The organism is Flaviflexus huanghaiensis (genome assembly GCF_014118685.1).
Lineage (GTDB): Bacteria > Actinomycetota > Actinomycetes > Actinomycetales > Actinomycetaceae > Flaviflexus > Flaviflexus huanghaiensis.
Genome location: NZ_JACFAK010000002.1, coordinates 203734 through 216231, shown reverse-complemented (window position 1 = coordinate 216231; position 12498 = coordinate 203734). Strand labels below are relative to the sequence as shown.

The window sequence follows — 12498 nt, the reverse complement described above, 5'->3', positions numbered from 1 at the left end:
TGCCGTGGTCTCGTGAGCCGTCTTGGTCAGTCGCCTTTTTTCAGGGTTCGTTGACGTGAATGACGGTCCCATCCCAGTCGTTCCACCACTGCCGTGCGTGCGTGGCGATGCTCAGGGGGTAGATGTGGGTGCCGCGACCTTGAGCGTGTTCGATCTCGTCGATCGTCCACCAGGCAATCTCGTCAAGAACGTCTCGTTCCAACTCGGTGAGGTGGTCCTGGTTCCACGTACTGACAGCGTCGACCTCGTCGTTGTCGACGTGGAGGAGGAAGAACTTCTCAAACTGCCGCCGGTTCTGGAAGGTGAATCGGAAGACGGCCGTCCTCTCCATGACCGGGCCGATGAGACGATCCGGGTTGACCTTGAGGCCCGTTTCTTCGAAAAGCTCCCGAGCGGCTCCCACATGAGCATCCTCGCCGACATCGAGCCCTCCGCCGGGGGTGAACCACCACGTGTGATGGGGATCTTCAGAGTCGTGTCCACGCAGAAGGAACAACCTGCCTTCACGATCGAACATGACGACGCGGGCCGCGGTCCTCTCAAGGAGCCCATCGGGTCCGAGCGTCCACTCGTCGTCGCCGCTCACCGCACTCCTGCCATGAAAATGCTCCTCGCTTGAGCTATCGTTGCTAAAATCTTTGCTTCCTCGCGCTGGGCCGAAGCACCGGGAATAGTTCCTAACGCGGCACGCTGCCTATTGAGAGCGAGGTGTGTGGCCTCCTGCTGGAACCGCTTCATCGCCTCTTTTGCGTGGCCGCCACGGCTCGCTGCCCATGCAGTTGCTCGCCTGCGGCCCTCGAGGCTGCCGAGCATCTCCACCTCGTACGGAGCGAACCATCCGGCCCGCTGATATTCGTCAAGCCGCTGGGAGATCGTGAGGGATTCTTCGTGGCGGAACCAGACAACGAGAATGACGGCCGCGAGATAGGAAGGGATTTGGACGGCGAGGTAGTTGAAACTCATCGACCCGTCCGGCTGAGAATCAGCGATCGTCGCCCACCCGTTGTGCATGAAGTGGATCGCGACGGCAAGGGCATAGCCCGGAACGAGAAGAGGCACTGCTACCCACCGCGACCGTGCGTAGACCGCGAAGCCGAGAAACATGCCAATGATGGCCGTGCACAGCGGATGAAGAAGGGGCGAGGAGAACCGGAGGATCGCAATCTCCCCGAGGTATTCGAAGTAGCGCGTGAAGTAGAGGATGTTCTCCGTGAATGCGAAGCCAAGGCCAGACATCGCCCCGTACGCGAGCCCGTCGAGGGGGCCGTTGACATACTTCCGGAAGAATACGAAGACAAGGACGACTCCGAGACCCTTCGCTGCCTCTTCGACGATGGGAGCGGATACGACCGCAGCCCACATGCTCGCTTTGGCGGCATTGCCGGTGGCGAAATAGTAGGACTCCGCCCAGGCCGTGTTGATCCACGCAGCTAGAGCTACAGCCACTCCCCCGCCCCAGAGGAACATGGCGATCATGATCCACCGCGGTTCAGGCTCCCACGAGTCCACCCACCAGATGATGGCGGTGACAACGATGACAGGAATAAGAGCGATGATTCCCGAACGGGCGGCGGCCCCCGTTCCTGCTGACTCAGTGAGGAGGGGAAGAACAACGATGAAACCGGCGACCCCGACAAGGGCAAGAACCGCGACCGTCATGTAGAAGCCGACCGAATGGCGCCGCGGCAGGCGGTATGGCACCGGCCCGGGCACACCTCGCGGGTTCGGTGCAGGAACCCACGGCCGCTCCTGGGCGCGCTGCCAGTCCATCACAACTACTCGTCATCCATGTCGACCGGCCGTGGCATGGGAGCTCCTCCTGCCATGCGTGCCGCCCGAACGAACGGGTTCACGCGAAGCCGACGAGTCTGGTCGACAAACGCGTTGTGGAACCTGCGGGCGAGCCGGACATTCTCCCTCGTGTCCTCAAGAATGTCGTGGGCCTTCTGCTGCACGGTGCTGAGCTCATCCTCATCGAGACCGTCATGGACAAGCCGAAGGGTGCGGGACAGGTTAGATTCGAGCATGAGCCGATCATCGTCCGAGTCGCGCGACACGTGGCGATATCCTGGACCTGCCTCGAGACCGTCAGAGGCAATCGGCTGATGAGACTGCGCAAGCGCATTTTGCGCCGCATCGGCTAACAGGATGACGCTCGCGACATCGAGCGCCCCGCACGCGGCGAACTCCGCAGACGCAGTTGCACGCTGAGTGAGCGCCTCATTGAGAGTCAGTCGAGACTGGATGACCGTTCGGTGCAACCGGTCAAGTCGGCGTGCCGTCAGCACCCAGATAACGGCAAGGATGAGGAGAACCGCGGCTGCGATGATCCCGACGATGCCCCAGTTCATCGCCCCCACCCCACGACCTCGTGGCCCGCGGTGCGCACCGCCATGGAATAGACGGACAGGATCTGGGAGGCGACGGTCGACCAGTCGTAACGCCAGGCCGCCTTTTCTGCGGCGGTGATTGTCTGTGCGCGACGCTCCGGATCCGCGATGGCAGCGAGGATGACTCGGGCGAGGTCCGCGGAGTCTTCGCTGCGGAAGTGGTCGCCATACGTGCCATGTTCGAGCACGGCCTGGAAGGCGGGGATGTCGGATGAGACAACGAAAGAGCCTGCGCTCATTGCCTCGATGAGGACAATCCCGAAGGACTCACCACCGGTTTGGGGGGCGACATAGATGTCGACGGACGACAGCATGGCAGCCTTGTCTTCCTCAGTGACAGAACCAAGGAACGTCACCGCCTTAGCGGCGTCACCAAGAATGTCGAGGGCTTTCGAGTTGTCCCCGCGGCCCGCGACGAAGAATCTCGCGTTCGGGTACTGGGCAAGAACGGGTGCGACCGCAGCCGCGAGGATCGGCAGGCCCTTGCGAGGCTCGTCGATCCGGCCAAGGAATCCAATGGTCGGACTGTCGGGTGTGCCCGTGAATCGTGGATCCTTCTCCGAGACCGTGAACGCGCCAACATCGACGCCGTTCGGGATGACGTACGCATCCCCGCCGAGATGTTCAACCGCGGTTCGGCGGGCCTCTTCCGAGACCGCGATCCGCGCCCGCGTCTTCTCGAGCACGGGGACGAGCAACGGCGAGGCGATCGAGAGGAACTTCGACCGATCCATGGCCGTGTGGAACGTCGCGACAACCGGACACTCCGCGTTCATGAGCGCGAGCATCGCGAGAGAGGGAACGAACGGCTCGTGAACGTGAAGGACATCGAAGTCCCCTCCGGCGAGCCACCTGCGCACCTGAAGATTGACACGGGGTCCGAAAGCGAGCCGCGCGACCGACCCGTTGTATGGAATGGGGACGGCGGCTCCGGTCGGGATGACGAAGTCGGGCAACTCGGTGCCCTCGACGGCTGGGGCGATGACGGAGACCTCATGGCCACGCCCGATAAGCTCGTCGGCGAGGTCGCGGATGTGGAACTGCACCCCGCCTGGAACATCCCACGAGTAGGGGCAGGCAATACCGATCTTCACTAAAACTCCGCTCTCACACCGTATCCGCTTGGCGCGCTCTCACTCGGTCCATGTCGAGGTCATCGACGAACACCTTCTGAAGCATGTGCCAGTGCACATAATGCTCCCTCATCCACGGCTCAACCGCATCCATCCAGTCGACACACATGCGTTCCACGTCTGCTTCCTGCTCGGCTCGCGGCGCGTCCGGGCCAACGGTGGGGGCGATCGGGTCGAAAACGTCGATGTGGGTGACCCACCGGGTACCCGCCCTCCGACGCTCATCGCCCGTGACGCGCGTGTGCCTCATGAGGAGGGGAACGAAAGGACGACCCGTGCGGATCGCAAGGAGCGCGGGGCCGGGAGCGAGCATGAGCTCGTGCCCGCACAGACGTGTCGGCACACCCGAGGACGTGAGGTCGCGATCGGCGAGCAGGGGAAGAAGCACCGGGCGGGCGGCGTCCTCGACGAGGCTCTCAAACACGTTCGCGCCTCGCTCGGCAAGATAGATCGACATGCCGAGCCCGGTCCGGTAATCGATGAATCTCTGTGCCATCCGCGGGTCGCCGAGTTTCTCGGCAACGGTGATGACATGGGCGAGGTTTTTCTCGGCCCATGCCCCGGCCAGGTCCCAGTTGCCCGTGTGCATGAGAGCCGCTGGTACCGACCGGTGTTCAAGCTGGTCGCGTAGGTAGTCATCCGGGACCATGCGGACGCGGTGGGCGAGCTCCTCTTGAGGGATGCTCGGGGCACGAAACATCTCGTAGTAGTAGCGCATGTAGTTCCGCATGCCGGTGATGGCTGCGCCCTGAAGCGTGAGTCCTTTGAGGTTCGGGTCGATACGGGAGTAGTTCTTTTTCAGCTGCCGTACGCCTTTGATGTTTGCTAACGCGGCACCGATGCCGGCGAGATCGAAGACCGCCCTGCCGAGCGGCTCGGGAGCTTTCTCAACGAAGGCTTGGGCCTTCTCAAAGAGAGCATACGTATCCACTACAGCGACTCGCCCTTCGATTGCTGGCGGACGGTCGCCATCCGCTGGATGACCGTGAAGAAGCCGGCCACGACAAGGAGCCAGGACGCCCCCAGTAGCCACCAGTCCCCCCATTCCATGCCAACGAAGAAGACGGCGACAAGGATGACGAGCAGGCGGTCCGCTCGCTCAGCCAGCCCCACGTTCGCCGTGAAACCAAGAGATTCGGCACGAGCCTTCGCATAGGGCACAACGCCGCCCATGAGGAGCGCGAGCACCGCACCGAGGGCGATCCAGTTCGCATAGGCCGGCTCGGCGTGAAGGACGGCCCAGATCGCGACGGCAAGGAAGATCGCACCATCGGCGAACCTGTCCATCGTCGAGTCGAGGAACGCACCCCACGACGACTCCGTGCCCGTCAACCGGGCAATCTGGCCATCGAGATTATCGAAGATGACAACCGCGAAGATCGTCCACGCTGCCGCCGTCAGATGGTCGGTGGGGATGAGCCAGAGAGCGACAGCGCACGTGAGAATTGTGCCAGCGATCGTCACGGCATCGGCGGTGATGCCGAGCCGGACGAACAGCTTCGCTATCGGGCCGAACAGCATCTGGGCGAGCGGACGCCCGCTACGACTGAGCATGGCGTTCCCCGCTACTGGTTGACCCGTTCGCGGACCTGGCGAACGATCTCCGCGACAGCCTCAGCGATGGGGACACCGTTGTTCTGCGAGCCATCCCGATACCGGAAGGACACGGCGTTGTTCTCAGTGTCCTCGCCGCCGGCAATGAGAACGAACGGCACCTTATCCTTGGCGGCGTTGCGGATCTTCTTGCCGAACCGATCATCAGAGCGGTCAATCTCGACTCGGATACCCTCGGCGCGCAACTGTGCGGCGACGCCCTCAAGGTAGTCCTCGAATGCTTCGGCGACGGGGATGCAGACAACCTGGACGGGCGCGAGCCACGCTGGGAACGCGCCACCGTAATGTTCAACGAGGACGCCAAAGAAGCGTTCGATTGAACCGAAAAGTGCGCGATGGATCATGACGGGACGCTGGCGAGAACCGTCCGGAGCCGTGTATTCGAGCTCGAACAGATCGGGCTCGAAGAAGTCGAGCTGGATCGTCGACAGCTGCCACGTCCGGCCAAGGGCGTCCTTCGCCTGGACGGAAATCTTCGGTCCGTAGAAGGCGGCCCCGCCCGGGTCGTCAACCAGTTCGAGGCCTGATTCGTGAGCGACCTCAGCAAGCGTGCGAGTCGCCTCGTCCCACGTCTGCTCGTCGCCAACCGACTTTTGAGGATCGCGGGTCGACAGTTCGAGGTAGAAGTCGTCCATGCCGTAATCGCGGAGCAGGTCGAGGACGAAGCCGAGCAGACTCGCCAGCTCATCTTTCATCTGCTCTCGGGTCGTGTAAATGTGGGCATCATCCTGGGTGAAACCGCGGGATCGGGTAAGCCCGTGAACAACACCGGACTTCTCGTAACGGTAGACGGTCCCGAACTCGAACAGGCGTAGCGGTAGCTCGCGGTAGGAGCGTCCGCGCGAGCGGTAAATGAGGTTGTGCATCGGGCAGTTCATCGGCTTGAGGTAGTAATCCTGGCCCTGCTTCGTGACATTGCCCTCGGCGTCCCGTTCCTCGTCCATGTGCATCGGCGGGTACATGCCGTCCGCATACCATTCGAGGTGCTTCGAGGTCTCGAAGAGATTCTTCTTCGTAATGTGAGGGGTGTGCACGAACGAGTAACCCGCCTCGAGGTGCCGCTTGCGGGCGTAATCCTCCATGACCATTCGCACCATCTCGCCCTTCGGATGGAACACGGGCAGGCCTGAGCCGATCTCATCCGGGAAGGAGAACAGATCGAGCTCGGTGCCGAGCCGACGGTGGTCACGCTTCTGAGCTTCGGCAATGCGGGTCTGGTACTCGCTGAGCTCATCCTTCGAGGGCCACGCGGTGCCATAGATTCGCTGGAGACCGTCGTTGTTCTGGTCACCGCGCCAGTAGGCTGCGGATGCTCGGGTGAGGGCGAAGCCGTTGCCGAGATACTTCGTTGTCGGCACGTGCGGTCCGCGGCAGAGGTCCTTCCAGGCAACCTCGCCGTTTCTGCGTACGTTGTCATAGATTGTGAGCTCGGCTCCGCCGATCTCAACGGAGGCGCCCTCGGCTGCCTCCTCGGCGTTGCCGGTGATGCCGAGGAGCTCGAGCTTGTACGGCTGGTCGGAGAGCTCGCTGCGGGCCTCTTCGTCGGTGACAACGCGGCGCCGGAAGGACTGGCCCTCCTTGACGATCTGCTTCATGATCTTCTCGATCGCCTTGAGATCCTCGGGGGTGACCGGGTCGATGTTGCCGAAGTCGTAGTAGAAGCCGTCAGTGATAAAAGGCCCGATACCAAGGTTGACGTCAGGGTTGAGCTGCTGAACCGCTTGGGCGAGAACGTGGGTGGCCGAGTGACGGAGAATGTCGAGGCCGTCCTGCGACGAGACGTCGACGCCTTCGATGCTCGTGCCCTCGGTCAGCGTCGCCAGATTCGTATCGAGATCTTTCAGCTCCCCGTCGATTCGCAGGGCGATGATGTTCCGCTGCTTGTGGTAGTGGTCAAGACCGGTCATCGGTCCATCGATCTCGAGCGGCGATCCGTCGATAACGAGCATGGGCACAGTAGTTCTCCATTCGGTTGTGTACGCACATACGGCGGTGCGCACGGTCATCATCATACCCATCCCCGCCCTTCAGCCCGGTGCTGGGACCAGGGCGGGATGTGCTCGTGACCGACCTCTCGATGACGGCCCTGGGTAGACGTCCACTCGCAATGGTCAGGTTCGAGAACGCCGAATGATGAGATGACGAGAGTGTGGGACCTACGTCACTTAATCTGGCATTCTCATGCTTATCAACGAAGGGAGTTCAATGACGAACGAACGTGACATCTTCTATCCACCGGCCGAGACTGCTCGCGGGTCGTGGGCGGAAAATTGGGAAGACCTGGAAAAGCGCGCTGCCGCGGACCTTGAAGGCTACTGGGCTGAACGAGCATCGGAGCTCGAATGGTCCAAGCCGTGGGATCGCGTCATCGACGACTCGAACGCGCCGTTTTACTCATGGTTTACGGGCGGCGAGACAAACATCGTGACGAACGCAGTCGATCGGCACATCAGCGGTCACCGGAAGAACAAGCTCGCTCTCCTATGGCGCTCGGAGGATAATAAGGAAACTCGGACGTTCTCCTACTTCTCTCTCCACCGCGAGGTTGTGAAGATGGCGAACATTCTCAAGGCCATGGGAATCGAGAAGGGCGATCGGGTGACGATCTACCTGCCGAGGATCCCCGAGGTCGTCTTCGCGATGCTGGCGTGCGCAAAGCTCGGCGCGATCCATTCGGTCGTCTTCGCCGGATTCTCTGCCGACGCGCTGTCGTCCCGGATCGACGATTCCGAGTCGAAGCTTGTCATCACCGCAGACGGGTCGTGGATCAATGGCAGTGTCTTCCCACTGAAAGACATCGTCGATGAGGCGGTGCGATTCTCCCCGACGGTGGAGAACATCATTGTCGTAAGGCGTACGAATACTGACGTCCACATGGATTCCACGCGGGACCACTGGTACCACGACCTCGAGTCACTTCCGATCTCCCGCGGCCCGTGCCCCACCGTCCAGGTCGATGCAGAGCATCCGCTGTACATCCTCTATACCTCGGGCAGCACCGGGAAGCCGAAGGCGATCCTCCACACCCACGGTGGATACATGGTGGGCACCTATACGACGTTGAAGTACACGTTCGACGTCAAAGAAGAAGACCGGTTCTGGTGCACGGCGGATGCCGGGTGGGTGACGGGACATTCCTACGTTGTGTACGGGCCCCTCCTCACCGGCGCGACGACACTCATGTACGAGGGCGGGCCGACCTACCCTCATCCCGACCGCTGGTGGAAGCTCATCGAGCACTACGGCGTCACGATCTTCTATACGGCCCCCACTGCGATCCGCTCGCTCATGAGGTTTGGCGATGCGTGGGTGAACCGCCACGACCTGTCATCCCTCCGGCTACTCGGCTCCGTTGGCGAGCCGATCAACCCAGAGGCCTGGCTGTGGTTCCACGGGGTCGTTGGGGGCGGCCGGGCGCCGATTATGGACACGTGGTGGCAGACGGAGACAGGAATGTTCCAGATCACCGGAGTTCCCGCCATGCCGCAGAAGCCCGGATCGGCCGGGCGGCCCGTTTTCGGGCAGGAGGCTGAGATCGTCGATGCGGATGGCAATCCTGTACCCGACGGGACCGAGGGTTTCCTTCTTCTCAAGAATCCCTGGCCGGCGATGGCCCGCACGCTCTACAACGACGACGACCGATTTGTTGAAACGTACTGGTCAAAATATCCAGGTCGGTACATGACGGGCGACGCCGCGAAGCGAGATAAAGATGGCTACTTCTGGATCATCGGCCGCACTGATGACGTCATCATGGTCTCCGGCCACCGACTCGGCACCGCCGAGGTCGAAGCGGCCATCAACTCCCATGGAGCAGTCTCCGAATCAGCGGCGATCGGAGTGCCACACGAGGTTAAAGGTCAATCGATCCTCACGTACGCGGTGCTGAACCAGGGCTATTCAGGCTCTCGAGAGCTCGTCGAGGAGCTCCGGGCCCACGTGGCTCAGCACCTGTCCCCCATCGCAAAACCGGATGACATCCAGTTCGTCGATAAGCTCCCGAAGACTCGATCCGGCAAGATCATGCGTCGAGTGCTTCGTGCACGGGCACTCGGCCAGGACGAGGGTGACCTGTCGACCCTCGAGGAATAGTGCGCCATGTGCACGCCCGCCGACCGGGCGTGCACATGTTCAAAACCGCAGCCAGGCGGGGTTCGAGCCCTGGCCAGCATTCCTTGTTGACCTCAGGCCGTGATGGCTCGCCACCCCGCCATGCACGTCGCGAGAGTCGTTGCTCCTCGTTCACAGCGGTCCGCAGGGTCGCAGGTCGAGCATCGACCGTCAGCGATAGGTGATGGCCTAAGAGTTCGCGCTGTGACGTCACAGTCAGACATCTGGCTTATAGGACAAAATGTGTTGGTTTTGTTTGATCGGAGGGGTGTCAGTCCCAGGTTGTGATGTAGCTGGTCGAGTGGTGGAGCTCGTTCCAGACGGCTGCGGTGCCGATGCCCGTCAGGCCGATGTCTCGGGCGTGTTCGCCGCGGCTGGCCGCAGCTCGGTAGTAGGCCTGGATCTGGGTGTCGGTGGGCATGGTCCTGAGGATGTGTGCGGGGCTGGCAGGGTGTTCGGTGTGCATGTAGCACCACCACATGATCGCTTTGATCCGCCTGTCCAGGCTCATCCCGCGGTGATCGCGCAGCAGGGCCCGCAGTTGAGTGTTGATCCCACCCTCGATCCGGTTATTCGTCGCTGGCAGCGGAGCGTGCAGGTAGGCGCTGGCGGGGAAGTTGGCGGGATCGACGTAGGTGAACAGGGTCTTGGTCCGGATCAGCGTATCGAGGGCTGAGCGGGCCGTGACCAGACGCTGGTGAGTGAGCACGACCTGCCCCGTGGCGAGTCGAGTGCGCTCAGCCAGGAAGGTCTCCCATGTGGCGCGCCACTGGGTGTAAGCGGCCAGCCATGCGGCGGCCCCGGCGCTATCGCGGACGTGGAGTAGCGCTTTAGCCAGGCCGTAGAGTTCCACTCCGGCCTGAGTGCGGGGCCGGGTCGTGGTCTGGCGACGCACCTGGCTGAAAGCATGGAACGTGCAGCGCTGGACCTTTGTGGTGGGCCAGTGCGCCCGGCGGGCTTTGGCGAAGCCCGATCCACCATCGGTGACCACGACCTGCGGCGGTGCGATTCGGGCCAGCAGCGCTGCCCAGGCCTGGCTGTGTTCGCTGCGTGCGAGGTACCAGCCCACGACATGGGTGTCGGTGGAGGCGATCAGGATCACGGCTCTGCGTCCGAGGTGAATCCCATCGACGTAGATCACCCGGTGGACCTCGTCGACCACATCAGGGGTGGGCCACAGCTGCCAGAACCGTGCGGTGCGCCGACGGAAGGTCCGTCCCGCCCCGGGCAGGTCTCGCTGGCGCTGGCGGGAAAACAGAAAGGACAAGAACAGGGCGAAGTCTTTCGCGGAGGTGTCGATCGCCGCTACGCGACTCGTCCTGCACCCGGCACAGCGGTAGCGCTGACGTCCCGTACTGGTCTTTCCATAGCGTGTCATCGCCTGCTCGCACGGGCGGCAATAAGGAGTGTTCACCCTCCCTATCAGGCAACTTGGACCCTGCCTTTCCGTTGAGAACGCGCCGAAAAGTCGGGATCAAACCAACACGAAATGTCCTATAAGTCAGCCCCGTGAAACCAACTTCGACCCCCACTTTTCCGCGTCAAAGCAACAAAAGGTCGGGGTCAAGCCAACACGAAATGTCCACCCATCAAGTTCAGCCGCACGAACTTCAACACCAACCTAATGGCGGCACAGCAACAAAAGATCAGGGTCAAACCAACACGAAATGTCCTATAAGCCAGACATCTTCAGTGAGCAGGACTCGAGACATGACGAAGGCCCCGAGATTATTCTCGGGGCCTTGCTGGTGGGCGATACTGGGATCGAACCAGTGACCTCTTCCGTGTCAGGGAAGCGCGCTACCGCTGCGCCAATCGCCCTCGCATGCGAGGTGGGTACGGGATTCGAACCCGTGTACACGGCTTTGCAGGCCGTTGCCTCGCCTCTCGGCCAACCCACCGTGCGAAATCCTTGCGGATTTCCCGGAGCGGACGACGGGATTCGAACCCGCGACCCTCACCTTGGCAAGGTGATGCTCTACCAACTGAGCTACGTCCGCGTTACCTTCCGGCTTCCCGGCGGTGCTCAATTAATATATCCACTTTGAGTTCTCGTTGTCCAACCGCGCCGATGTAGGAAGCATCACGCAGTTTTCCGCGTGTTTACAGCCTGTCCGCGTGGCGTTGGGGCGATATTTTCAGTATCCTTCAAGTCGCGACCAATGATGGTCCGCGGGCGATTAGCTCAGTGGTAGAGCGCCTCGTTCACACCGAGGAGGTCACTGGTTCGAACCCAGTATCGCCCACCATGCGTTCGACTCGAAGCCGTGCGGTGAAGACGGTCTGAGGGTGAGAGAGGTATCGGAGCTTCACGGCAGATGGAGCTCGACCACATCAGTTCCACCGCCGCCGGGCAGCACCAGCACACCACGGTTTTCTGCGGCCTGGCGGCGTTAACGGAAGGACTGTAGCCGGAGCCTTCGTTGTGTTGGCGCGTATTCACCAATGTCCGTCGGTGAGAAGATCGCTGGATGTCCGTACTCCCCGAAGCCTTGCATCAGTGTCGTGACTCAGCCTTGTCCTAGCCTCGCTGTTACTGCTGGAGCTTAATAACGTATTGGTATCTATTGCCCGGTGAAGTGCTTCGGACGTATTCAATCGGCTGGCCCCGGGAGTCTGACGTCCACCGATATGCCGTCAAAAGTGGCGTGCCCTGCTCGACGCCAAGCATTCTTGCCTCGGCAAGTGTCGCGGCCTCCGCTCGAATGATTTCGGTGGCGTGTGCAGGACGCAGGTCCATATCAGCGAGGATTCGATAAAGCGACTGTGTCTCTTCAAGATGTGAGGGCACGATGGAGGATGCTGCCGCATCGGCCAGCCATGACTGCATAAGGCAGAACGGCTGTCCATTAGCAGTTCGTACTCGTTCGATCAGCCACAGGTGCTTACCGGGAAGGAACTCCACGGCTTCAGAAGGCGGATCAGGGTCAACATAAATGGTGACGTCACGCACGCCTGGTTTCATCCCCAGATCCTCAATGATCTCGGTGAAGCTCTTCAAGTCGCCCAAAACATGACTCACGCCCTGTTCAGCCACGAACGTCCCTTTGCCTTGGTGACGTCGAATGACGTTGGCATTGGCGAGAGTGTCGAGGGCACGCCGGATCGTATTTCGCGAAACCCCGCATCGTGCCGCGAGCTCCATCTCGCCAGGGATCCGGTCGCCGGCACGCCAACGATTCTCAGTGATCTCAGCTCGGAGCATATCCGCCACCCGTTCATGCGCACTGCTCATGTCCTACCCTCCCACT

General features: G+C 61.6%; 10 protein-coding genes, 4 tRNA genes and 1 pseudogene. 2 read left to right on the top strand and 13 right to left on the bottom strand.

All coding sequences use genetic code 11. The features are described 5' to 3' along the window. Nucleotides 1–40: 40 nt before the first annotated feature. Genes H7E91_RS02665 through thrS form a run of 7 tightly spaced genes read right to left on the bottom strand, consistent with a single transcriptional unit; the run spans nucleotide 41 to nucleotide 7086 of the window. Nucleotides 41–586 carry an NUDIX hydrolase gene (locus H7E91_RS02665; RefSeq protein ID WP_338401710.1) on the bottom strand — a complete coding sequence of 182 codons (546 nt, stop codon included), beginning with the start codon at nucleotides 584–586 and terminating at the stop codon, nucleotides 41–43. Then, nucleotides 583–1770: a PrsW family intramembrane metalloprotease gene (locus H7E91_RS02660; RefSeq protein ID WP_182353544.1), complete on the bottom strand. Its 1188-nt coding sequence runs from the start codon at nucleotides 1768–1770 to the stop codon at nucleotides 583–585. The genes H7E91_RS02665 and H7E91_RS02660 overlap by 4 nt, the downstream gene beginning before the upstream one ends. Before the next feature lie 5 nt (nucleotides 1771–1775). Next, complete coding sequence (locus H7E91_RS02655; RefSeq protein ID WP_182353543.1) at nucleotides 1776–2351, bottom strand: hypothetical protein; 576 nt, start codon at nucleotides 2349–2351, stop codon at nucleotides 1776–1778. After that, complete coding sequence (locus H7E91_RS02650) at nucleotides 2348–3484, bottom strand: glycosyltransferase (RefSeq protein WP_182353542.1); 1137 nt, start codon at nucleotides 3482–3484, stop codon at nucleotides 2348–2350. The genes H7E91_RS02655 and H7E91_RS02650 overlap by 4 nt, the downstream gene beginning before the upstream one ends. Nucleotides 3485–3497: 13 nt before the next feature. Next, nucleotides 3498–4454 carry a phosphatidylinositol mannoside acyltransferase gene (locus H7E91_RS02645; RefSeq protein WP_182353541.1) on the bottom strand — a complete coding sequence of 319 codons (957 nt, stop codon included), beginning with the start codon at nucleotides 4452–4454 and terminating at the stop codon, nucleotides 3498–3500. Next, nucleotides 4454–5077 carry a phosphatidylinositol phosphate synthase gene (pgsA, locus tag H7E91_RS02640; protein ID WP_182353540.1) on the bottom strand — a complete coding sequence of 208 codons (624 nt, stop codon included), beginning with the start codon at nucleotides 5075–5077 and terminating at the stop codon, nucleotides 4454–4456. Before pgsA ends, H7E91_RS02645 begins: the two co-directional genes overlap by 1 nt. 11 nt (nucleotides 5078–5088) lie before the next feature. Beyond that, the gene (thrS, locus tag H7E91_RS02635; protein ID WP_182353598.1) at nucleotides 5089–7086 is read right to left on the bottom strand and encodes a threonine--tRNA ligase; all 1998 of its coding nucleotides are present in this window, start codon (nucleotides 7084–7086) and stop codon (nucleotides 5089–5091) included. Between the two features lie 256 nt (nucleotides 7087–7342). Between thrS and acs the strand changes: the two genes are divergently transcribed. Then, nucleotides 7343–9229: an acetate--CoA ligase gene (acs, locus tag H7E91_RS02630; protein WP_182353539.1), complete on the top strand. Its 1887-nt coding sequence runs from the start codon at nucleotides 7343–7345 to the stop codon at nucleotides 9227–9229. Between the two features lie 289 nt (nucleotides 9230–9518). Here acs and H7E91_RS02625 read toward each other — a convergent pair whose 3' ends face one another. From H7E91_RS02625 to H7E91_RS02610, 4 genes are all read right to left on the bottom strand, one after another. Next, the gene (locus H7E91_RS02625) at nucleotides 9519–10661 is read right to left on the bottom strand and encodes an IS1249 family transposase (protein WP_338401709.1); all 1143 of its coding nucleotides are present in this window, start codon (nucleotides 10659–10661) and stop codon (nucleotides 9519–9521) included. 332 nt (nucleotides 10662–10993) lie between these two features. Continuing rightward, nucleotides 10994–11068: transfer RNA gene (locus H7E91_RS02620), tRNA-Val, on the bottom strand. Nucleotides 11069–11077: 9 nt separating this feature from the next. After that, nucleotides 11078–11148: transfer RNA gene (locus tag H7E91_RS02615), tRNA-Cys, on the bottom strand. A 26-nt stretch (nucleotides 11149–11174) separates the two neighbouring features. Further along, a tRNA-Gly gene (locus H7E91_RS02610) sits at nucleotides 11175–11247 on the bottom strand. 174 nt (nucleotides 11248–11421) lie between these two features. On the opposite strand from H7E91_RS02610, the gene H7E91_RS02605 reads away from it, so the two are divergent. Beyond that, nucleotides 11422–11496: transfer RNA gene (locus H7E91_RS02605), tRNA-Val, on the top strand. Nucleotides 11497–11780: 284 nt separating this feature from the next. On the opposite strand, the gene H7E91_RS11680 is transcribed toward H7E91_RS02605, so the two are convergent. Both H7E91_RS11680 and H7E91_RS12200 read right to left on the bottom strand, forming a co-directional pair. Next, the gene (locus tag H7E91_RS11680) at nucleotides 11781–12284 is read right to left on the bottom strand and encodes a GntR family transcriptional regulator (protein WP_338401708.1); all 504 of its coding nucleotides are present in this window, start codon (nucleotides 12282–12284) and stop codon (nucleotides 11781–11783) included. A 9-nt stretch (nucleotides 12285–12293) separates the two neighbouring features. Then, nucleotides 12294–12482: pseudogene (locus H7E91_RS12200) on the bottom strand (GntR family transcriptional regulator); the annotation flags it as partial. Between the last annotated feature and the right edge of the window lie 16 nt (nucleotides 12483–12498).

What these genes read in the sequence shown, in the direction of transcription:
- H7E91_RS02655 (WP_182353543.1), bottom strand. Translation starts at nt 2,351, where the DNA reads ATGAACTGGGGCATCGTCGGGATCATCGCAGCCGCGGTTCTCCTCATC.
- thrS (WP_182353598.1), bottom strand. Translation starts at nt 7,086, where the DNA reads ATGCTCGTTATCGACGGATCGCCGCTCGAGATCGATGGACCGATGACC.
- H7E91_RS02660 (WP_182353544.1), bottom strand. Translation starts at nt 1,770, where the DNA reads ATGGACTGGCAGCGCGCCCAGGAGCGGCCGTGGGTTCCTGCACCGAAC.
- pgsA (WP_182353540.1), bottom strand. Translation starts at nt 5,077, where the DNA reads ATGCTCAGTCGTAGCGGGCGTCCGCTCGCCCAGATGCTGTTCGGCCCG.
- acs (WP_182353539.1), top strand. Translation starts at nt 7,343, where the DNA reads ATGACGAACGAACGTGACATCTTCTATCCACCGGCCGAGACTGCTCGC.